The 19,854-nt window shown below is 66.1% G+C and carries 19 protein-coding genes; 12 read left to right on the top strand and 7 right to left on the bottom strand.

The features are described from left to right. Nucleotide 1: 1 nt before the first annotated feature. Complete coding sequence (locus ACAG24_RS20960) at nucleotides 2-1,147, bottom strand: amidohydrolase family protein (RefSeq protein WP_370474341.1); 1,146 nt, start codon at nucleotides 1,145-1,147, stop codon at nucleotides 2-4. Nucleotides 1,148-1,166: 19 nt separating this feature from the next. Next, the gene (locus tag ACAG24_RS20965) at nucleotides 1,167-2,276 is read right to left on the bottom strand and encodes an amidohydrolase family protein (protein WP_370474342.1); all 1,110 of its coding nucleotides are present in this window, start codon (nucleotides 2,274-2,276) and stop codon (nucleotides 1,167-1,169) included. A gap of 264 nt (nucleotides 2,277-2,540) precedes the next feature. Between ACAG24_RS20965 and ACAG24_RS20970 the strand changes: the two genes are divergently transcribed. The 6 genes from ACAG24_RS20970 to ACAG24_RS20995 are packed head-to-tail and all read left to right on the top strand — an operon-like array spanning nucleotide 2,541 to nucleotide 9,016. Next, complete coding sequence (locus ACAG24_RS20970) at nucleotides 2,541-3,536, top strand: acyl-CoA dehydrogenase family protein (protein ID WP_370474343.1); 996 nt, start codon at nucleotides 2,541-2,543, stop codon at nucleotides 3,534-3,536. Then, nucleotides 3,536-4,723: an acyl-CoA dehydrogenase family protein gene (locus ACAG24_RS20975; RefSeq protein ID WP_370474345.1), complete on the top strand. Its 1,188-nt coding sequence runs from the start codon at nucleotides 3,536-3,538 to the stop codon at nucleotides 4,721-4,723. The genes ACAG24_RS20970 and ACAG24_RS20975 overlap by 1 nt, the downstream gene beginning before the upstream one ends. A gap of 9 nt (nucleotides 4,724-4,732) precedes the next feature. Next, on the top strand, nucleotides 4,733-5,860 hold the full coding sequence (locus tag ACAG24_RS20980; RefSeq protein ID WP_370474346.1) for an LLM class flavin-dependent oxidoreductase: 1,128 nt from the start codon (nucleotides 4,733-4,735) through the stop codon (nucleotides 5,858-5,860). Continuing rightward, nucleotides 5,857-7,020 (top strand): sulfotransferase family protein, encoded by a 1,164-nt coding sequence (locus tag ACAG24_RS20985; protein ID WP_370474347.1) that lies wholly within the window; start codon nucleotides 5,857-5,859, stop codon nucleotides 7,018-7,020. Before ACAG24_RS20980 ends, ACAG24_RS20985 begins: the two co-directional genes overlap by 4 nt. 1 nt (nucleotide 7,021) lies before the next feature. After that, on the top strand, nucleotides 7,022-7,801 hold the full coding sequence (locus ACAG24_RS20990; protein WP_374150792.1) for a sugar phosphate isomerase/epimerase family protein: 780 nt from the start codon (nucleotides 7,022-7,024) through the stop codon (nucleotides 7,799-7,801). A gap of 3 nt (nucleotides 7,802-7,804) precedes the next feature. Then, on the top strand, nucleotides 7,805-9,016 hold the full coding sequence (locus tag ACAG24_RS20995) for a DUF1214 domain-containing protein (protein ID WP_370474348.1): 1,212 nt from the start codon (nucleotides 7,805-7,807) through the stop codon (nucleotides 9,014-9,016). A gap of 49 nt (nucleotides 9,017-9,065) precedes the next feature. On the opposite strand, the gene ACAG24_RS21000 is transcribed toward ACAG24_RS20995, so the two are convergent. The 5 genes from ACAG24_RS21000 to ACAG24_RS21020 all read right to left on the bottom strand — a co-directional run bounded on the left by ACAG24_RS21000 (nucleotide 9,066) and on the right by ACAG24_RS21020 (nucleotide 12,826). Next, nucleotides 9,066-9,503: a hypothetical protein gene (locus tag ACAG24_RS21000; RefSeq protein WP_370474349.1), complete on the bottom strand. Its 438-nt coding sequence runs from the start codon at nucleotides 9,501-9,503 to the stop codon at nucleotides 9,066-9,068. Between the two features lie 63 nt (nucleotides 9,504-9,566). Then, entirely contained in the window at nucleotides 9,567-10,991 is a 1,425-nt protein-coding gene (locus ACAG24_RS21005) for a cytochrome P450 (protein ID WP_370474350.1), read from the bottom strand. 30 nt (nucleotides 10,992-11,021) lie between these two features. Continuing rightward, nucleotides 11,022-11,216, bottom strand: coding sequence for a ferredoxin (locus tag ACAG24_RS21010; protein WP_370474351.1), 195 nt, complete (start codon nucleotides 11,214-11,216; stop codon nucleotides 11,022-11,024). Between the two features lie 12 nt (nucleotides 11,217-11,228). Further along, nucleotides 11,229-12,089, bottom strand: a complete 861-nt coding sequence (locus tag ACAG24_RS21015) for a mycofactocin-coupled SDR family oxidoreductase (RefSeq protein WP_370474352.1) — start codon at nucleotides 12,087-12,089, stop codon at nucleotides 11,229-11,231. A 35-nt stretch (nucleotides 12,090-12,124) separates the two neighbouring features. Beyond that, on the bottom strand, nucleotides 12,125-12,826 hold the full coding sequence (locus ACAG24_RS21020) for an SDR family NAD(P)-dependent oxidoreductase (RefSeq protein ID WP_370474353.1): 702 nt from the start codon (nucleotides 12,824-12,826) through the stop codon (nucleotides 12,125-12,127). Between the two features lie 283 nt (nucleotides 12,827-13,109). On the opposite strand from ACAG24_RS21020, the gene ACAG24_RS21025 reads away from it, so the two are divergent. The 6 genes from ACAG24_RS21025 to ACAG24_RS21050 are packed head-to-tail and all read left to right on the top strand — an operon-like array spanning nucleotide 13,110 to nucleotide 19,848. Further along, on the top strand, nucleotides 13,110-14,615 hold the full coding sequence (locus tag ACAG24_RS21025) for an aldehyde dehydrogenase family protein (protein WP_370474355.1): 1,506 nt from the start codon (nucleotides 13,110-13,112) through the stop codon (nucleotides 14,613-14,615). A gap of 1 nt (nucleotide 14,616) precedes the next feature. Next, nucleotides 14,617-15,825, top strand: coding sequence for a CaiB/BaiF CoA transferase family protein (locus ACAG24_RS21030; protein ID WP_370474356.1), 1,209 nt, complete (start codon nucleotides 14,617-14,619; stop codon nucleotides 15,823-15,825). 24 nt (nucleotides 15,826-15,849) lie between these two features. Next, nucleotides 15,850-17,025 carry an OB-fold domain-containing protein gene (locus tag ACAG24_RS21035; protein WP_370474357.1) on the top strand — a complete coding sequence of 392 codons (1,176 nt, stop codon included), beginning with the start codon at nucleotides 15,850-15,852 and terminating at the stop codon, nucleotides 17,023-17,025. Beyond that, on the top strand, nucleotides 17,022-18,185 hold the full coding sequence (locus ACAG24_RS21040) for a thiolase C-terminal domain-containing protein (RefSeq protein ID WP_370474358.1): 1,164 nt from the start codon (nucleotides 17,022-17,024) through the stop codon (nucleotides 18,183-18,185). The genes ACAG24_RS21035 and ACAG24_RS21040 overlap by 4 nt, the downstream gene beginning before the upstream one ends. Further along, complete coding sequence (locus tag ACAG24_RS21045) at nucleotides 18,175-18,984, top strand: MlaE family ABC transporter permease (protein ID WP_370474359.1); 810 nt, start codon at nucleotides 18,175-18,177, stop codon at nucleotides 18,982-18,984. The genes ACAG24_RS21040 and ACAG24_RS21045 overlap by 11 nt, the downstream gene beginning before the upstream one ends. Nucleotides 18,985-18,990: 6 nt before the next feature. Further along, nucleotides 18,991-19,848: an MlaE family ABC transporter permease gene (locus ACAG24_RS21050; RefSeq protein WP_370474360.1), complete on the top strand. Its 858-nt coding sequence runs from the start codon at nucleotides 18,991-18,993 to the stop codon at nucleotides 19,846-19,848. The last annotated feature ends 6 nt before the right edge of the window (nucleotides 19,849-19,854 follow it).

Here is a 19,854-nt window from a genome sequence, read left to right on the forward strand (position 1 = left end):
CCTAGAAGACCCGGACCTGACCCTCGAGCGCCGGCACGGTCGCCGGCACGTTCCTGTAGGTCTGCATGCCGTTGCGGAACATGATGGGTTCGCGGGCGTGCTCGGGAAGGTGCTTGACCAGCCAGCGCGGGTCGTCGAACGTCCAGTGCGGATAGTCGCTGGAGAACAGCAGGATCTTCTCGCACTCCATCCACTCGAAGGCGCGGGTCAGCTCGGTCTTGTCCTCGGGATAGTCCAGCGGCTGCGTCGTGAACTTGATGTGGTCCTTGACGTACTCGCTGGGCTTGCGCTTGATGTCGACCCACGACTTGCGCGCCTCGTAGAGCGCGTCCATCCGCCACATCAGCGGCAGGATCCACGTGAACGCATGCTCGACGAACACGATCTTGAGCGTCGGGTGGCGGTCGAAGGTGCCGTCGAAGATCAGGCTCATCACCTGGTTGGCCGCCAGCAGGGAGTAGGTGACCATGAAATCGTGGTTGTAGCTGGGCAACCCGACCGGCGGCATCGGCAGCTCGTCGTAGTGGCTGCGCGAGAGATGGCAGCTCACCGGGATGTCGTGCTTGGCGGCGGCGGCCCAGATCGGGTCGTACTTCGGGTTGCCCCATGACGGCCGCGGCTCGGCCTTGATCAGGATCTGCGACATGAACGGGTGCCCGGCCCAGTTCTCGATCTCCTCGACGCTCTTCTCGGGCTCCTCGATGGCCAGGCAGATGGATCCGCGCCAGCGCTCGTGCCAGTTGTTGTGGCTGTCGAGCCAGTGGTTGGCCTGCCAGTGGTTGAGCGCCACCGACATCGCGTGCTGTGCTTCGGGGATCCGCGCCGGGTAGGCGGCCGGCTCCAGGATGCAGATGTCGGCGCCCGCCTCCATGATCAGCTGTTTGAACGCCAGATCGGGATCGCTGCAGGCGAATTCGCCGTCGGGCGGGAACGCGTCGACGCGCATCGCATACGAGTGTGCGTAGTCGGGAGCGTCGTAGTAGATCTGGTCGCCGACCTTGTGCGTGCCGAAGTACTTGCTGCGCCAGGGCTCCGGGATGTACTGACCCAGGTCGCCGCTGCGGGGGGCGGGGTGCACGTCGGAATCGACGCACCGGACGGCGATCCGCTCGGCGGCGGGAACGCGGGGATTGGCTGTGGTGGTCATAGGGGCCTCCTCACTACCTCTACTGTGCGGTACCGGTCGACGCGGCGGCAGTGATTGCCCCAACTTCGATGCCATAGAGCTCGGCGGCGTTGCGCCAGCACAATTTGTCTCGCTGCTCATCGCTGTAGGCGCTGGGGACCGAGAGCTCGTTGAGCTGCCAGTGCGGGTAGCTCGAGCCGTACATCACCATGTCGTCCTTACCGGTGAAGCCCGCCCACTCACCGGCGAAATCGACGTCACCCGGGCCGTCCAGGCTGCCCTGGACGAAGAAGACGTGGCCCGGCAGGTAATCGCTCGGCATCTTGGGTGCCCAGGGCGTCTGTTCCAAATGCGGCCTGCCGAAACAGTCCATCCGCCAGATGAACGGCGTCAGCAGATCGGCGGCGCCGTCGGCCCACACGAACTTCAATTCAGGCGACCTCTCGAACACACCCTCGGCGATCATGTTCATCAGGTGGTACAGGAAGTTCAGCGCCGTGAATCCGACGTACTGCTCGTACGTACGGGTCAAACCGTTCGGTGTCGGAGGCAACTGCACACCGGATCCGACCTCGAAGTGCACCGCGACAGGCCAGCCCGCGTCGACGGCCGCATCCCACAGCGGCCAGAACTGGGGCTTGCCGTAGAGCTCGCGGGACTGCAACGGAATGCCCAACTGAACGATCTGCGGATGGCCCTTGTACTTGGCGATCTCACGCAGAGCGCCCGAGATGTCGTCGGGGTTGACGCGCAGCGTGCCGCGGAACTTGTCGCCGAACTCGGGGTGCTCCAGCCAGCGGGTCACCATCATCTCGTTGTGGGCGGAGGCGATGGCGGTGCCCAGATGGCGATCCGGCATGATGCCGCGGGTCATGGGATGCAGGATCGCGATGTCGACCCCGCGGTCGTCGAACAGGTGCTTGGCCGCGATCGCAGGATCGGATCCGGGATATTCGCGGTCGGGACCCTCGGTTCCCTTCGCGTACTCGCCGCCGGGAGCGCCGTACCAGTCCATCTCGTAGTCGGGGAATCCGCGGCTTCGGAACGGCTCCTGCAGGAAGTTCTTCCGTAAATCCTTGTTGGACTGGCAAAAGATGTGCACGCTGGCATCGACAACCGGGACGGTCGTGTCGTTATTGAGCACCTTCACGAAATTCTGTCCTTCACTCCACGTCCGTCCTTCGCTCCGCGGTCGTGGGCGCGACCGACGACAAATCTCAGTGTAGATCGTTGTTCTTCTTTATCAAGAATTCTGTTCTCCAGCACAACGCTTAACATCGGCGCTGGTAGAAGTCCTTGCTGAACAACTGCTCAGCTTCCTAATCTCGAAAACGGATACGCAAATCCAGAGAACGTCCCCCCCAGATGTGAGAATGCTATTCTCCAATCACGGCCGGCCAGAGGAGGCGCACGGGTGTTACTTGAGTTCGATGCTGATCAGCGGCTGTGGCAGGACACAGTGCGTGACGCGGTGTCCAAGCAGTGCCCGCCGTCGCTGATCCGCGACATCGCCGAGAACGGCGTCGATCCGGCGCCGCTGTGGAGCAGCTATCTCGACGCCGGCTGGACCGAGCTGACCGATTCCGAGAACGCCGTGGAATTGGCGATCGTGCTCGAAGAGCTGGGGCGCGCAACCGATCCGACGCCGTTCCTCGCCACGCTCACGCAATTCGCGCCGCTCGTCGGTGACCGGTTCGACACCGGCGGCGCGGGAACCGCGGTGTACTCGGGCGTCAGCGCCGTGCGCGACGCCGACGGCTGGGTCCTCACCGGCACCGATCGCTTCGTCCTCGACGGCGACCGCGCCGAGCGCCTCGCTGTGGTCACACCCGCCGGTGTCTTTCTCGTCGACGCCGAGAAGGCGACGACGAGACGCGTCGACGTCTTCGACCCCGTACTGCACGTCGCCGAGGTGTCGTTCGTCGGTGCCCACGTCGCCGACTCCGAACGGCTGCACGCCGACACCGAACGCGCCCGCCACGTCGCGCTGATGGGCATGGCGATCACGATGGTCGGTGCATGCCAGCGCATCCTCGATCTGGTGCTGGAGCACGCCAAGAGCCGCCAGCAGTTCGGCGTCGCGATCGGCACGTTCCAGGCGGTGCAGCACAAGGCGACCGACATGTACGTCGCCATCGAGCGCGCCCGCGCGCTTTCCTACTTCGCCGCACTGACCATCGCCGCGGACGACCCCCGCCGCCGATTGGCCGCGGCGATGGCCAAGGCGTCCGCGGGGGAGTGTCAGGGGCTCGTCTTCCGGCACGGCATCCAGCTGTTCGGCGCCATGGGATTCACCTGGGAGAACGACCTGCAGTTCGCGCTGAAGCGGGCCAAGGCCGGCGAGCTGTTGCTCGGCGGGGCGGCCGAACACCGGGCACTGATCGCCGAGGAATACGGGAGGGACATCTGATGCAGCTCGCTTTCGACAGCGACGTCGAGGAATTCCGGGCCGAGTTCTCCGCATTCCTCGACGAACACACGCCGTCGGCGGCCGAGACGTTGGAGCGGCCGCGCTCGGTCTCGCACATGCCGCAGTGGGCACGCGACTGGCAGCGCCTGCTGTTCGACAACGGCTGGCTGCTGCCTGCCCAGCCGCCCGAGTTCGGTGGCCGCAACGCCAACGTCCTGCAGACCTTCGTGCACGCCGAAGAGTTGTGCCGGCGCCGGATCTACCACAGCTTCAACCCGCAGGGCGTCAACATCATCGCGGCCTCGCTGTTGACCTTCGGCACCGACGAGCAGAAGCACCAGTGGGCCGTCCCGGTGCTCCGGGGTGAGCGCACCGCGTCGCTCGGCATGAGCGAACCCAGCGCGGGTTCCGACCTTGCGTCCTTGCGCACCAAAGCTCAGTTCGTTTCCGACGCGACCGCGCCCCACTTCCTCGTCAACGGCCAGAAGGTCTGGACGTCCGGCGCCCACGACGCCGACTTCCTGCTCACCTTCGTGCGGACCGACCCGGACGCCCCGAAGCACAAGGGGATCAGCGTGTTGCTGATCCCGACCGATCTCGAGGGCGTGGTCTGCCGGCCGTTCGCCGACATGACCGGCATCGAGAACCTCGACTTCAACGAGGTGTTCTTCACCGACGTCCGGGTGCCGGCCGAGAATCTCGTCGGCCCGCTCAACGGCGGCTGGGGTGTGGCCAACGGATCCCTCGGGCATGAGCGGACCATGATGTGGCTGGGATTCGCCGATCGAATCGCCAACTGTATCGCCGACTTTCGGCCCGGCAACGCGCTGGAGCGCGATGCCTACGCCACCAGCATCATGGACTACGAGGCGCTGAGGTTGCTCGGTTCGGTCGGCATCGCGAAGGCGGCGCGCGGAGAGGTGGACGTGGCATCGGTGTCCATCCCGAAACTGCTCGGCGCGGAGGCCGAACAGCGGGTCGAGGGGCTTGCGCTGGAGGCCGCGGGTCCCGACGGGCTCGTGCATCCCACGACGTCGGGACCGTATGCCCACATGAACCTCGACCACTACTTCGCCAGCTGGTTCGAGCGATACTGCCGAAGCTTCGGCGGCACCATCGCCGGCGGAACGTCGGAGATCCAACGCAACATCATCGCCCAGCAGGTACTCGGTCTGCCCCGGCGCTAGGAGCGACCATTGAGGGTCCAACCCGCGGCCTTCCTGCGCACCACACTGCCGCTTGACCTGAGCCAGTTGGCGCAGTTGGACGGCGGGCGCTATCACTCCATCTGGTTGCCCGACCACATGGTGAGCTTCTGGCCGGACTCCATCTGGACACCAGAATTCACCGACCTCGCGGTCGCGTCGCCCTCCCCGCACCGGCACCTCGACGGCATGGCGGTGGCAGCGGCAGCGGCGGTGCTCACCGAGAACGTGCCGCTGGTCACCAGCGTGGTCGACACGGTACGGCGCCATCCCGCGTTGCTCGCGCAGAGCGCACTGACCATCGACCACCTGGCCAAAGGCCGTTTCGTATTAGGCCTGGGCAGCGGTGAGAGCGAGAACATCGAACCTTACGGCTTCGAATTCAGCCGTCCCGTCAGTCGATTCGAGGAAGCGCTGCAGGTGATCCGGCTGCTCTGGGACAGCGACGGTCCCGTGGACTTCGACGGCAGATACCACCGGCTACAGCATGCGCGGCTCGACACCGAGCCGTACGACGGGCGTTTTCCGCCGATCTGGATCGGAGCCAGCGGACCGCGCTCGCTCGACATCGCGGGACGCTACGCCGACGGCTGGTGGCCCGCCGGGGCGTGGACACCCGAGGACTACGCCGCCAAGCTCGCTCGCGTCAAGGCATCCGCCGATCGCGCGGGCCGCGACCCCGAAAAGATCACGCCGTGCTTCATCCAGGTCTGCATCATCGGGCGCGACGACACCGAGCTGGCGAAGATCCTGGAGGCGCCGCTGGTGAAATCCTTCCTGCTGCAAGTATCGGCGCAGACGTTGTCCGCGTTCGGCTTCCAGCATCCGATGGGGGAGGATTGGGGAGGCTTTCACGACATCGATCCCGGCGTGCTGACCCGTGACCGCATCGTCGAGTTCCTGGCCGGTGTCGAGCCGGAGATGATCCTGGCGATGGTGCCTCACGGAACGCCGCAACAGGTGGCGCACACCGTCAAAGAGTTCGTCGACGCGGGACTGCGGGTGCCGAAAATCCTCGATTACGGGGCGATGGCGGGCCTCGACTACGCCGCGCAGTCGGCGCGCAACGTCAGGGAAGCGGAGGACGAGCTCATGGAGTTGTGTGGAGGAATCTCGTGAGCCTGGACGCCGCCGAGATACTGGCCGGCGCCGAGGCGGAGACCGGTCTGCGTGACTACGGCGACCCCACCCTGCCGGAGCGCTTCGGAATCGCCGTCGACCATCTCAACGGTCTCGGGATGGATGCCGGCGGTTGCCGGCAGGCCGCCGACGTCTGCCACTGGCTGCTGACCACACGCCTCGAATTCATCGAGGACCGCAACAGATATCCGATCGCGGACGAGGTGATCGACCGGCCGATGTTCGTCACCGGCGAACCGCGCTCGGGCACGACGCTGATGCACGCGCTGATGTCCGTCGACCCGGATGCGCGCGCACTGCGCTTCTGGGAGGTCATGTATCCGTCCCCGCCGCCGGGTATCGCCGGGCCGGACGACACCCGCCGGGCACGCGCCGATGCTCACTGGCGCGAGATCAACGCGAAGATGCCGAAATGGCTGCACAGTCATCCCTACAACGACATGCTCGGTGACGGGCTTCCCGAAGACGAGCGCACATGGGCGTTCGACTTCCGCGTCATGACGCCGACGGCGTGGTGGCGGGTCCCTATGCAGACCGTGGTCGGTGGACTGCCGACCGATCCCGCCGCGCAGTATCGGCTGCACCGGGCGATGCTGCAGCAGTTCCAGTACCGACGGCCGCGGAAACGGTGGGTGCTCAAGGGTTTCCACGGATTCCGGCTGGCGGAGTTGTTCAACGCCTACCCTGACGCCACCCTGCTGTGGCTGCACCGGGACCCCGTGCAGGTGGCGGCGTCGCGCACCATGATGATGGCCGACATCCTGGAGGGCATCGTCGGGCCCATCGATCTGCATGCGGCCGCGAAGATGCATCTGGACCTCACGCGCGCCGGCGTCGCCAACACCATGACCAATCCTCTGGTCGATGACCCTCGGATTCGGCACGTCCGGTACACCGATTTCGTCGGCGACCCGGTGGCGACGCTGCGGGACTTCTACGCGTTCGGTGACCACTTCCTGACCGAAGACGCCGAAGAACGAATGCGGGCTTACCTGGCGAACAACAAGGGTGACCGACACGGCAAGTTCCACTACTCCACAACACTTCTCACCGACATCGGCGAGAACCTGGACGCGCTGCACGAGGAGTTCCGGCCCTTCCGGGAACGCTTCGGCGTGGCCATCGAGAAACGTGGCTGACCTGCCGGCCCCGGACGGGCGCCTGTCGGTCCACTCCGTCACCTTCTACGGCGCGACGCTGGAGCGGATGCGCTCCCACTGGGAGGCGCTGGGGGTCCGTCGGCTCAGCCTGATCGACACCCAGCTCAGCGAGCCCGGGTTACCCGAAGCGATTTCGACACTGGGACTTTCGGTCGAATCGGTTTTCCACAAGTTCGACACGGCCGACGGTCTGCGCCGGGTGATCGACGCCGCCGCCGAGGTCGATGCCAGGGTCATCTACATGCTCACAGGCGGGCGCGGCGACCTCACATGGGACGACGCCGCCGCCCGGTTCTGCGACGCCGTGCAGCCGTGCCGGGACGATGCGGCAGCTGCGGGGTTGGCGCTGGCGGTCGAGAACGCCTCGGGCCTCTACGCCGACATCCACATCGCCCACACGCTGCGTGACACCATCGAACTCGCCGAATCGGCGGGCTTGGGTGTCTGCGTCGATCTTTTCCACTGCTGGACCGAGGCGCACCTGCCTACGCTTATCGAGCGCGCCCTGCCGCGCACAGAGTTGATCCAGCTCAGCGATTACGTCCTCGGTGACAGAGCGCTGCCGGCGCGGGCGGTCCCCGGTGACGGTGCGATACCCCTCAAAGCACTCGTGACGCAGGCGCTTTCGCTCGGTTACCGGCACGGGTTCGATCTGGAACTGATCGGCCCCCGGATCGAGCACGAAGGACCACTGGAGGCGGCCCGCCGTGCCTGTCGCGCCGTGTCGGTGATGCTGTCCCGCGATGAGGCTGGGGGGTAGGCGATGGCGTACGGGGACGGCCGGGACGACGCTGCGCTGCGCCGCGCGTGGGAGACGTTCTGCTACCGCCTGAAAGCCGCGGGGGAGCAGGCGTTCAAAGACCACAACGCCGTCTCCGGCGCACAGCGCGTCGACGCGTTGCGGTTCCTCACCCAGAATCTCGGCCAGGCCTTCGACCTCGCGTTGGAGACCAGGGACACCCGGTATCCGAGCGTGCACGCGTTCTGCGGACCCACGCGCAAACTGGGCGGGGACTGCGCGGATTTCACCTATCAGCAGGCGTGGATCGACGGACAATCGACCTACCGACTCGTCGGGGAACGCGGCACCGCACGCTTTTTCAACGTGACGGTGCAGGGTCCGCGACCCGACGGGCCGGGGGTGCTCCACGAACCGTTCGGCGACGTCCCCGAGGCGAACCTGACCGGCGCCGAGCTCGTCACCGCGCCCGACGGCACGTTCGAGGTGTACATCGGCGGGCCGCGGCGCGGTGAGAACTGGCTCCCGACCACGCCGGGATCGCGAAAGCTGTTCATCCGCCAGGGTTTCGACGACTGGGACGAAAATCCCGCCCGCCTGCGTATCGAGCGGGTCGACATGGCCTCGCCGAGACCGGTGCCCAACCCGGGGCAGATGGTCGACGCGATCGCATGGGCCTCGGAGTTCGTCACCGGAGTGATGGAGGACTGGCCGGAGTTCGCGTTCACCTACGGGGGAGTGGATGCACAGCGGCCCAACCATTTTCCGGCTGTCAGCGAGGGCGACGGCGACACCAAACGGGGACGCGCTGCGGCGAACATGCACTGGACACTCGGCCCCGACGAGGCGCTCGTCGTCGAATTCGACGCCCACGACGGCCTGTGGATGCTGACCAACATGGGCGTGTTCTTCAACAGCATGGACTTCCTCTACCGTCCCGTGAGCTACACGCCGAGCCGGACACTCGTCGACGACGACGGGAAGGTGCGGCTGATCGTGGCCCACACCGACCCGGGGTTCCACAACTGGATCGACACCCAGGGCTTCGAACGCGGCAACCTCACCTATCGGCACATGCTCGAAGGGTCACCCGCAGTGTTGAGCACCCGCGTCGTCGAACACTCGGCACTGGCAGAGGTGCTGCCGGCAGGGACGGCTGTCGTCACCACCGAGGAGCGCACCGCGCAGATGTGGGAGCGCTTCAACGCGATACGGCGGCGCTATTCGTCACTCTGAGCGATTCCGGTGCCGTTCGTCAACCGGAGCTTGACCAACTACACCGAAATCACAAGCGCTGCAGCTTGAACGTCCAGAACTGGCTGCCGGGTGGGCCGTTGAAGCAGCCGACGTCGAACTTCGAGTCGATGGTGCCGAGCAGGGTCACGGCATCCCAGGAGTAGGTCTCGCGCGTCGGCATCACGTGATTGGGGCACTGAAGCCCGTCGGGGACGTCGACGGTGAAGGTGTAGCGCCCGTTGTCGAGCCAGACCTTGCTCTCGTAGTACTCGTAGTACGCCAGCCGTGGCCGCGCCGCGACATTGAGGCAGTTCGGATTCTTCTCCGGGATGCACAGCGTCACGAACCAGAACCACGACGCGCGCGTGTATCTGTTGGTGAGAAGGTCGTAGTTGCCGATGGCGAAATTGGCAGACGACGGCGGCGCAAGGACCGTTGCCACCGCCATCAGCGCAGTCGCCACGATTCCGATCTTGCTGAGCCTCATCGCTCGTCCTCCCAACGTTCGCCGCTACTCATGGAACCACTTCGCCGCGAAATGTGGGCGAGATCAGCGCACCCAGTCGATGACGGCAGCTTCTTTGCGCTCGGTGATCGGGCGCGCGAGTTCCTGCTCATCGCAGATTCGCTGCAGTTTCTCGATCGTCTCGTCGAGCCCGGGGCCCAGTGGCTTGCTCGGGGTGAATGTCGCCGGCAGATTCCGCATGCCCTGGATCACGCCGATGGTGTCGTAGTGCACCGTGCCCTCGGGGTCGCACACGTAATCGGGCATCCGGTCCAGCACCGCCGTCAGCATCGACTTGAAGACCGTTCGCGCGACGTTGGAGCCGACGCACCTGTGCACGCCGATGCCGAAGCTGAAGTGCCGGTTGCCCTTTCGATCCATGACGATCTCATTGGGCTTCTCGAACACGGCGGGGTCGCGGTTGGCCATGGCCCATGACAACCAGAGACGTTCGTATTGCTTGAACTGGTGGCCCTCGACCTCGACGTCCTCGGCGAACGTCCGGCCGTCGCCGGGCGCCGGGGTGAAGAACCGCAGGAACTCCTCGGTCGCCGGATGCAGCAGCGTCGCGCGCTCGCGGCTGAGCCTCTCGCGCTCGTCCGGATGCTCGCCGAGCCATTCCAGCGCATGTGCGGTCAGCGCGGTGGTGGTGTCGAAACCGCCACCGATGATCAGGCCGAGGTTGCCCAGCAGCTCCATGTCGGGGGCGGGCTCCCCGTCGATCCGCAACTGCACCAACGCATTCACCAGACCGGGGCGAGGATTCTCGCGGATCTCGATCATGTTGTTGATGAGATCGATGCCCATCTCGCGGTGCTGCTCGTTGATCTTCTCGCGCTCGGGAGCGTGCTCGGGCGTGTACACCGATGCGTGTGTGGGCTCGCTGTAGACGTTCCACTTCTTCAGGCTGATGCCCATCATCGCGAGTGTGAACACCGCGGGGACCACGTTGGCGAGGTGGTCGACGAAGTCGATGCGCCCCGATTCGATGTGCTCGTCCAATGCCGCGCGGGTGATCTCGTCGATGAACGGTTCCCAGCGCTTGATCGCTGCGGGGGACAGATAGGGGTTCAGTGCACCGCGGTACGCGCTGTGCTCGGGCTCGTCCATCTCCAGGATGCCGCCGCGAACCACGGTGGCGCGGCTGGCTTTCGGGATCGTGATGCCCTTGAACGGCGTCTCCCCGGAGATGTCATGGTGATTGGACACCGCCGGGCAGCGCGCCAGCTCGAACACGTGCTTGCTGTCGGCCGCCACCCAGTGCCCGTCGTAGACGTCCGTCCACGCCATCGGGCACCTGGACTGCATCTCCTCGGTGATCTTCTCGAACTGCAGCCGATACTCGGGCGTGTGCCTGTCGAAGTGGTACGTGTTCTTCTTGCGGCTGTCGTCGGCGGTGCCGTCTACGACGTCGTCGACACTCAAGGTTCTACTCCCTCTACTGATTTCGGTGCAGTTGGCCAACGTCATCGTGACCAACTACACCCAAATCGCGGATTGTCACTCTTCGATCGAAATGGCTTGTTCCGGGCACGACAGCACCGCTTCGCGGACCGCGTCCTCCTGCTCGGCGGGAACGATCTCGTTGACCGGTGAGGCCGTGCCGTCGATGTCGCTGAGCTCGAACGAATCCGGCGCGATCATCGAGCACAGCGTGTGCCCCTGGCACCGACCCGAGTCGACAAAAACCTTCACGTGCGTGCCTTCCTAGACGTGGTAGTCGTACCACTTGAGGTAGCCGCCGGCATCGACGCGCAACTGCATGCCGGTGACGTAGCGCGACTCGTCGGAGGCCAGCCACAGCACCGCGTTGCTGATGTCCTCGGGCTCGATGTAGTTGACCTTCATCGCCTGCTGGATACCGAAGACGGGCTCGGCGTCCGCGCGGGTCGGGTTCTCCAGGTCCGGTCGGAATGACCGGTACATCGGCTCGCTCTGCAGCATGTCCGTGTTGCAGTTGGTCGGGTGGATGACGTTGGCTCGGATGCCGCGCACTGCCAGTTCGGTGGCCAGCGCGTGCACGTATTCCGAGATCAGGCGCTTGGAGATCATGTAGCCCATGCCGCCGGGATCGCCGCCCGGGTTGGGCTTGTTGTGCGCGTCCATCAACGCGGCGGCCGATGCGGTCGCCACGATGGACGCGCCCTCCTTGAGGTGTGGAAGCGCCACCTGGATGGCGTTGATGGTGCCGACGAAGTTTGTGTTGATGCCGTCGGTCCAGGCCTGCATCGCAGGCTGGCCCTTCATGGCGGCGATACCGGCCTGGGCCACCACGATGTCGACCTTGCCGAACTCCGCGAGACCGGCCTCCAGAGCTGTGCGCAGTTCAGCCTCGTTGCGCACGTCGGCCTTGGCGGTCACGATGCGCTGGCCCGTCTTCTCGACGAAATTCTTGGTCTCTTCGAGATCTTCGGGGGTGGCCATCGCATAGCCGACGGTGTCGTAGTCCTTGCAGATGTCGACGGCGATGATGTCGGCGCCCTCTTCGGCGAGGCGGACCGCATGGCTGCGCCCCTGCCCCCGTGCCGCTCCGGTGATGAACGCGACCTTGCCTTGAACACGTCCCATGAAATCCCGTCCTTTCGCTGAAATCTGCTGGCTCGTCAGGTGTTTCGGCCGCCGTTGACGCCCAGGATCTGGCCGGTGATGTAGCTGGCTTCGTCTGAGATGAAGAAGGCACATGCCGCGGCGATGTCCTCGGGGCGCCCCATGCGGCGCACCGGGGTCTGTTGGATCTGCTTCTCGGTGTCGCCGAGGAAGCCCCGCTTCTCCGCCTTGCGCAGCATCGGGGTGTCGATGAAGCCGGGCGGGACGGCGTTCACGGTGATCCCGAACTCGCCGTATTCCAGCGCAAGGGATTTGGTGAGCCCGTTGACCGCCGACTTCGCCGCGACATAGGGCGACATGAAGGGCTGACCCGAGTGCGTGCTCGACGACGAGATGTTCACGATGCGTCCCCACCGCGCCTCGATCATGTCGGGTAGCACGGCCTGGGTGCAGTGGAAGACACCGTTGAGGTTGACGTCGACGATCTTCTGCCACTCGTCGAAAGTCAGGTCCAGGAACTTCTTGAAACGGTCGAGTCCCGCAGCGTTGACGAGCACTGTCACAGGGCCCAGTTCGGCGTGGATCTCGTCGAGTGCGGCGTCGACGGCGGAGCGGTCGGTGACGTCGGCCGTGTACGAGAACTTTTCGTCGCCGGGGGTGAGATCGATCGTGGCGACGCGCAGACCGTCCCCGCGCAGGCGTTCCGCGATGGCGGCGCCGATACCCGAAGCTCCGCCGGTAACCACAGCGTTCTTCATGCGCGGGCTCCGGCCATATCCTCGACCATCAAGAATCATCCTTCCGATTATGAGAACCGTACTCTCGCATTATGCCGGATCGCAAGACAGCGGACGCGGTGTGTTCGCACTGGTGAGACGTTCGAGCGTGGATTGTCGCACCGTTCTTCGCAGGCAGCGACCGTTCTGTCCATTTTCTTGAGTTCTCATCCTACGAATGTATGATTCGCCGGGGATGAGAATGCAGTTTCCATCACATTAGCCCACATCACACCCATTCGAGCAGCCTGGACTGAGGAGGACGATGCCGGAAACAGCCACGATCTCGGGTGAGACCGCGGGAGCCGGGCAGGCGGGACAGGCCGTGAGCCGCCGCCTCCTGATCGGCGGAGAACTCCTCGAGGCGGACCGGACGTTTCCGTCGCTGAACCCGGCGACCGGTGAGGTGCTCGGCTACGCGCCCGACGCCGGCGTCGCCGACGCCGAGGCAGCCGTGGCGGCCGCCCGCGACGCATTCGACAACAGCGGCTGGGCGACCGACACCGAGTTACGGATCCGGTGCCTGGAGCAGTTGCACAGCGCGCTGGTCGATCATCGCGACGAACTCGCCGAGCTGACGATCGCCGAGGTGGGCGCCACCCCGGCGCTGTGCCAGGGCGCGCAGCTGGACCAGCCGATCGAGATCGTGCGGTACTACGCCGACCTGCTCAAGGCCTATCCGCTGACCGAGGACCTCGGCAACATCGAGAGCCGCGGCATGCAGCACCACCGCTGGGTCGAGAAAGAGGCGGGCGGTGTCGTCGCCGCGATCATCGCCTACAACTATCCGAACCAGCTCGCCCTGGCGAAGCTCGCGCCCGCGCTTGCGGCCGGCTGCACCGTCGTGCTCAAGTCCGCGCCCGACACCCCGCTCGTCACGCTCGCCCTCGGTGAGCTGATCGCCAACCACACCGACATCCCGGCGGGCGTCGTCAACGTCCTCTCCGGCGCCGACCCGGCCGTCGGCGCGGCGCTGACCACCAGTCCCGACGTCGACATGGTCACCTTCACCGGATCCACCCCGACCGGGCGCGCGATCATGGCCGCCGCCAGCGGAACCCTGAAGAAGGTGTTCCTCGAACTCGGCGGCAAATCGGCCGCGATCGTGCTCGACGACGCCGACTTCAACACCGCCGCACTGTTCTCCGCGTTCAGCATGGTCACCCACGCCGGCCAAGGGTGCGCGCTGACATCGCGGCTGCTGGTCCCGAAGAAGCACAAAGACGAGCTGGTCGAGATGATCAAGAACAACTTCGGTCTGGTCAGGTACGGCGATCCGAAGGCCGAGGGCACCTACATGGGCCCGCTGATCAGCGAGAAGCAGCGCGACAAGGTCGACGGCATGGTCACGCGCGCCGTCGAGGCGGGGGCCACGCTCGTCACGGGCGGCGAGAAGGTCGACCCGGGCTACTTCTACACACCGACGCTTCTGGCCGACGTCGACCCCGACAGCGAGATCGCCCAGGAAGAGGTCTTCGGGCCCGTCCTCGCCGTGATCGCCTACGAAGACGACGACGACGCCGTGCGCATCGCCAACAACTCGATCTACGGGCTGTCCGGCGCGGTGTTCGGCAGCCAGGACCGTGCGCTGTCCGTGGCCCGGCGGATCCGCACCGGCACCTTCTCCATCAACGGTGGCAACTACTTCAGCCCGGACAGTCCGTTCGGCGGATACAAGCAGTCGGGCATCGGCCGGGAGATGGGCAAAGCCGGACTCGAAGAGTTCCTGGAGAGCAAGACGTTCGCTGAAGTCGTCTCGGAGGTGAACTGAGTTGAGCAAGCCCCTGGACGGAATCCGCGTCCTCGAGGTCGCGATGTACGGCTTCGTCCCGTCGGCCGGAGCGGTGCTCGCCGAGTGGGGCGCCGACGTCATCAAGGTCGAGCACGCCGTCACCGGCGATCCGCAGCGCGGTCTGCGTCAGACCGGACTGCTGCGCGTCGACGGCGACCCGAACCCGAACATCGAGCACGCCAACCGTCTCAAGCGCAGCATCGGGCTCGACATGTCCGTGCCCGAAGGCCGCGAGGTGCTGCTCGAACTGGCGCGCCGCGCCGACGTCTTCCTGACCAGCTTCCTGCCGGGACACCGCCAGAAGTTCGGCATCGACGTCGACGACATCCGGGCCGTCAACCCGTCGGTCGTGTACGCGCGCGGCAGCGCACTGGGGCCGCGAGGTGAAGAGGCGGTCAAGGGCGGCTACGACATGACGGCCTTCTGGTGCCGCGCGGGCACAGCGGCGACGATCACGCCGCCGGGCACGCCCGGCATGGTCGGCCCGCCCGGACCCGCCTACGGCGACACCATCTCCGGCACCAACCTCGCCGGCGGCATCGCCGCGGCGCTTCTCAAGCGGGAGCGCACCGGAGAGCCCTCGGTCGTCGACGTGTCACTGCTCGGCAGCGGACTGTGGTCGATGGGCCACACGGTGGCGCTGACCAAACACCTCGGCCAGCGCATGGAGGCGTTCCCGCCGGGAACGCAAGGGTCGCCGTTCAATCCGCTCGTGGGGCTGTACCCGACCGCCGACGACCGCTACATCTCCTTCGTGATGATGCAGCCGACCAAGTTCTGGGCCGATGTGTGCAGGCACATGGAACTCGACGACCTCATCGACGACCCGCGCTTTGCGACCGCCGAGTCCATCGCGGAGAACACCGCGGCCGCCAACGAGATCCTGACCGAGGCCATGCAGAAGCGGTCGCTGCCCGAATGGAGCGAGCGCTTCGCGACGCTGGCCGGGCCGTGGGCTCCGGTGCAGGACACCCTGCAGGCCGTCGAGGACGCCCAGATCCGCGCCAACGAATACCTGGTGCAGGCAGGCGAACTCGAGTTGGTCGCCAACCCGGTGCAGTTCGACGTCGCCGCACCCACCTCCGGTCCGGCGCCGGGTTTCGCCGAGCAGACCGACGACATCCTCGTCGAACTCGGCCTGGACTGGGACCGCATCATCGAGCTCAAGACGGCGGGCGCCGTCACCTGACGGTCCCATATTTGGAGACACCGAATGCCCTACGTCGCATCTGTCGGCACCTACCTGCCCTGCTGGGGATCGCCCCTGCAGCGGGTTGCCGGCGATGACGAGGACGCCGTGACGATGGCCGTCGAGGCGGGCCGGGCGGCGCTCACCGGCGGCGGGGCGGTCGAGCGCGTTGTGCTCGTCAGCCGCGATCTACCCCTTCTGGAGAGCAGCAACGCCGCTGTCCTGCTGGCCGGACTCGGGCTCGATCCCGAACTCGAGGTCGACGAACGTCTCGGCGGCGCGCCTGCGACCGTCGACGCACTGAGTTCGGCGCGCCCGCGGACGCTCATCATCGGGGCCGACCTGACGCCCGCCGGAGCGGCCGCGATCCTGACTGCCGAACGTGGTCTGCAGGTGCGCACCGCGGCGCGGGTGGCGCGCAGCCTCCCGGTGCGCACGCGCAGAGCAACCGGAGACATCCACGACTACGGTGACCCTCGGCTGCTGCACGAGCGCGGCCTGATCGCGTCGTTGGCCGCGGCGTGGCTCGACACCCCGGTGGCGGTGGCCGGCGTCGACCACGAGCGGGCGGTCGAGCTGTGCCTGGGAGATCCGCCGGTGCTGCCGACGGTCGGAGCAAGCGCGAGCCTGTTTGCTCTGGCGGGCCTGGCCGAACAGGGCAAGACCGGCCCGCTGGTGGCGGTCGAGCAGGCTATTCTGTCGGGGATCAGCGTCAGCGGCGGGTCCGCTCACACCCACCGCAGGGAGCCGCGACCCCGTCCGCTGCCCCAGGGAACCTCCGGTTCCGACGCGAACATCCCGATCTCGCTGGCAGCCTACGAGCGCGCGTTCGAGGCGAAGGTCCGCTGGGAGGCAGGGCAATTCGCCGGCTCCGACGAACTCGACTTTCCGCCGCGCTACCGGGTCGGGGCCGACGGCGCGCTGGCCACCGACTACGAGCTGGTTCCGCTGCCACGCACCGGCGTGGTCTATACCGAGACCACGGTGCACATTCCGGTTCCCGGTCTGACGACGCCGTATTCGCTGGTGATCGTCGAACTCGACCACGTCGGGGTGCGAGCCCTGGTGAAGGTCACGGGCGCAACGCCGGGCACGGTCGACATCGGGGATCGCGGCCGGATGGCACTGCGCCGGGTCGCCGTGCGATCAGGGGTTCCGGACTACGGCTATGCTTTCGAGCCCGATCGGGTCGCCGCATGAGGCGGGTGGCCATCGTCGGCGCCGGCATGACGCCGTTCGCCGAACACTTCGCTCTGGGGATCAAAGACCTGCTCCCCATGGCGTTCTCGGCGTGCGCGGCCAGCGTCGACAAGGGGTTGGTCAAGGACGATCTGCAGGCGGCGTGGTTCGGCGCGATGGGCACCGCGGACGGCTTCCCGTCAGGTATCCTCGCCGACACGCTGGGTCTGCCGGACGTGCCCGTGACACGTGTCGAAAACTCCTGCGCAACCGGCCATGACGCAATTCGCAACGCGCTGTTCGGTATTGCGTCGGGTGCGTTCGACGTCGCCCTGGTGATGGGCGCCGACAAGCTTCGCGACACCACCTCGGCCGACATGCTCTGGGAATGGGAAGCCATGGCACGCGACATGGCCTGGGACTACCCGCTGGGTTTGGTGGCCCCGGCAGGATTTGCCTTACATGTTCGTCGATATCTCCACGAATCTCCGGCAACTGAAGAACACTTAGCCATGGTGGCGGTCAAGAACCATCGCCATGGAGTCAACAACCCGAAAGCGCGCTTGCGCTTTGAGATCACGATGGAGCAGGCCCTGAACGCACCGACGGTGGTGACCCCGTTCCGGTTGTACGACTGCGCACCGCAGAGCGACGGTGCCGCAGCGCTCGTCCTTGCCGCCGACGAGGTCGTCGATCGGTTCACCGACCGGCCCGTCTGGGTTCGGGGGGTCGGGCTGGGTCTCGATTCGGTGATGCACCAGCACAAGCCGGACCTGACCACGTTCCCGGCCACCACCAAGGCCGCGAAGCAGGCGTTCGCGATGGCGGGTCTGGGCCCCGAAGATGTGGATGTCGCCGAGGTGCACGACTTCCTCACAGGAATCGAATTGATGAGCTACGAGGACCTCGGCTTCGCCGAAAGGCTGGGCGGCTACAAGCTTTTGGAGGCTGAAGTGACCTCCGTGGGAGGGTCGCTGCCGGTCAATCCCAGCGGGGGGCTCAAGGCCAAAGGTCATCCGCCCGGTGCGACGGGCGTCGCGCAATGCGTCGAATTGTTCGGACAATTACGCGGAGAGGCCGTCAACCAGGTCGACGGTGCGCGGATTGGCTTGGCGCACAACATCGGCGGACCGACCGCGGTATCGGCAGTGACCATTCTGGAGGCACCCCATGGCGGTTAAGGGACCTGAGCGGTGGACGACGGGCATCGCGCTTCCCAACGGCCTCTCCGGTGCGATGCAGGCGGTCGGCGGGTTCTTCTCGATGTCGATGGATGCGGTGCTCTACGTCTTCCGCAGGCCGTTCCAGTGGCGCGAGTTCCTGGAGCAGTGCTGGTTCGTGGCGAAGGTGTCGATGGCGCCGACGCTGCTGGTGGCGATCCCGTTCACCGTGCTGGTGTCGTTCACCCTGAACATCCTGCTTCGCGAACTCGGCGCCGCGGACCTCTCCGGTGCGGGTGCGGCGTTCGGTGCGGTCACCCAGGTCGGGCCGCTGGTGACGGTACTCATCGTGGCCGGCGCGGGAGCGACGGCAATGTGCGCCGACCTCGGGTCGCGCACCATCCGTGAGGAGATCGACGCGATGGAGGTGCTGGGCATCAACCCGGTGCAGCGTCTGGTCACCCCGCGCATGCTGGCGGCCGGTCTGGTGGCGCTGCTGCTCAACAGCCTCGTGGTGATCATCGGAATCCTTGGCGGATACTTCTTCTCGATCTTCGTCCAGGACGTCAACCCGGGCGCGTTCGCAGCGGGAATCACGCTGCTGACCGGGGTCCCCGAGGTCATCATCTCGTGTGTCAAGGCCGCACTGTTCGGGCTGATCGCCGGGCTGGTGGCCTGCTATCGCGGACTGACGATCACCGGCGGCGGTGCGAAAGCGGTGGGCAACGCGGTCAACGAGACGGTGGTGTACGCGTTCATGGCGCTGTTCGTCATCAACGTGGTCGTCACCGCCATCGGCATCCGGATGACGACGGGATAGCGGGGCATGGGTACTTCTACGGTTATCAGGTCGCGGTTCCCGCGGCTGGTCGATTACCTCGGCCGACCGGTCTCGCTGCTGAGCCGGCTCGGTGACCATGTGCTGTTCTACGGCCGCGCACTCGGCGGGGTTCCGCACGCCGCGGTCCACTTCCGCAAGGAGATCATCCGGCTGATCGCCGAGATCTCCATGGGTGCAGGCACGTTGGCGATGATCGGCGGCACCGTGGTGATCGTCGGCTTCTTGACCCTGGCCGCGGGCGGCACACTGGCGATCCAGGGCTACAGCTCACTGGGCAACATCGGCATCGAGGCGTTGACGGGCTTTCTGGCCGCGTTCATCAACGTGCGTATCGCCGCCCCCGTGGTGGCCGGGATCGGGCTGGCCGCCACGTTCGGCGCCGGTGTGACGGCGCAGTTGGGCGCGATGCGGATCAACGAGGAGATCGACGCACTGGAATCGATGGGCATCAGGCCGGTCGAATATCTGGTCTCGACGCGCATCGTCGCCGGCATGGTCGCGATCACGCCGCTGTACTCGATCGCGGTGATCTTGTCGTTCCTGGCTTCCCAGTTCACGACCGTGGTCCTGTTCGGGCAGTCCGGCGGACTGTACGACCACTACTTCGACACGTTCCTCAACCCGATCGACCTGCTGTGGTCGTTCCTGCAGGCCGTGCTGATGGCGATAGCAATCCTGCTGGTGCACACCTACTTCGGGTACTTCGCCTCCGGCGGGCCCTCGGGTGTCGGCGCGGCGGTGGGCAATGCCGTGCGCACCTCCCTGGTGGTGGTCGTGTCGGTGACACTGCTTGTGTCGCTGTCGATCTACGGTTCCAACGGCAACTTCAACCTGTCGGGCTAGGAGGAG

This window comes from Mycobacterium bulgaricum (assembly GCF_041287165.2).
GTDB lineage: Bacteria > Actinomycetota > Actinomycetes > Mycobacteriales > Mycobacteriaceae > Mycobacterium > Mycobacterium bulgaricum.

Coding starts and splice junctions, on each gene's coding strand:
- ACAG24_RS20960 (WP_370474341.1), bottom strand. CDS start 1,147: ATGACCACCACAGCCAATCCCCGCGTTCCCGCCGCCGAGCGGATCGCC.
- ACAG24_RS20975 (WP_370474345.1), top strand. CDS start 3,536: ATGCAGCTCGCTTTCGACAGCGACGTCGAGGAATTCCGGGCCGAGTTC.
- ACAG24_RS20995 (WP_370474348.1), top strand. CDS start 7,805: ATGGCGTACGGGGACGGCCGGGACGACGCTGCGCTGCGCCGCGCGTGG.
- ACAG24_RS21000 (WP_370474349.1), bottom strand. CDS start 9,503: ATGAGGCTCAGCAAGATCGGAATCGTGGCGACTGCGCTGATGGCGGTG.
- ACAG24_RS21005 (WP_370474350.1), bottom strand. CDS start 10,991: ATGACGTTGGCCAACTGCACCGAAATCAGTAGAGGGAGTAGAACCTTG.
- ACAG24_RS21015 (WP_370474352.1), bottom strand. CDS start 12,089: ATGGGACGTGTTCAAGGCAAGGTCGCGTTCATCACCGGAGCGGCACGG.
- ACAG24_RS21020 (WP_370474353.1), bottom strand. CDS start 12,826: ATGAAGAACGCTGTGGTTACCGGCGGAGCTTCGGGTATCGGCGCCGCC.
- ACAG24_RS21025 (WP_370474355.1), top strand. CDS start 13,110: ATGCCGGAAACAGCCACGATCTCGGGTGAGACCGCGGGAGCCGGGCAG.
- ACAG24_RS21035 (WP_370474357.1), top strand. CDS start 15,850: ATGCCCTACGTCGCATCTGTCGGCACCTACCTGCCCTGCTGGGGATCG.
- ACAG24_RS21040 (WP_370474358.1), top strand. CDS start 17,022: ATGAGGCGGGTGGCCATCGTCGGCGCCGGCATGACGCCGTTCGCCGAA.
- ACAG24_RS21045 (WP_370474359.1), top strand. CDS start 18,175: ATGGCGGTTAAGGGACCTGAGCGGTGGACGACGGGCATCGCGCTTCCC.
- ACAG24_RS21050 (WP_370474360.1), top strand. CDS start 18,991: ATGGGTACTTCTACGGTTATCAGGTCGCGGTTCCCGCGGCTGGTCGAT.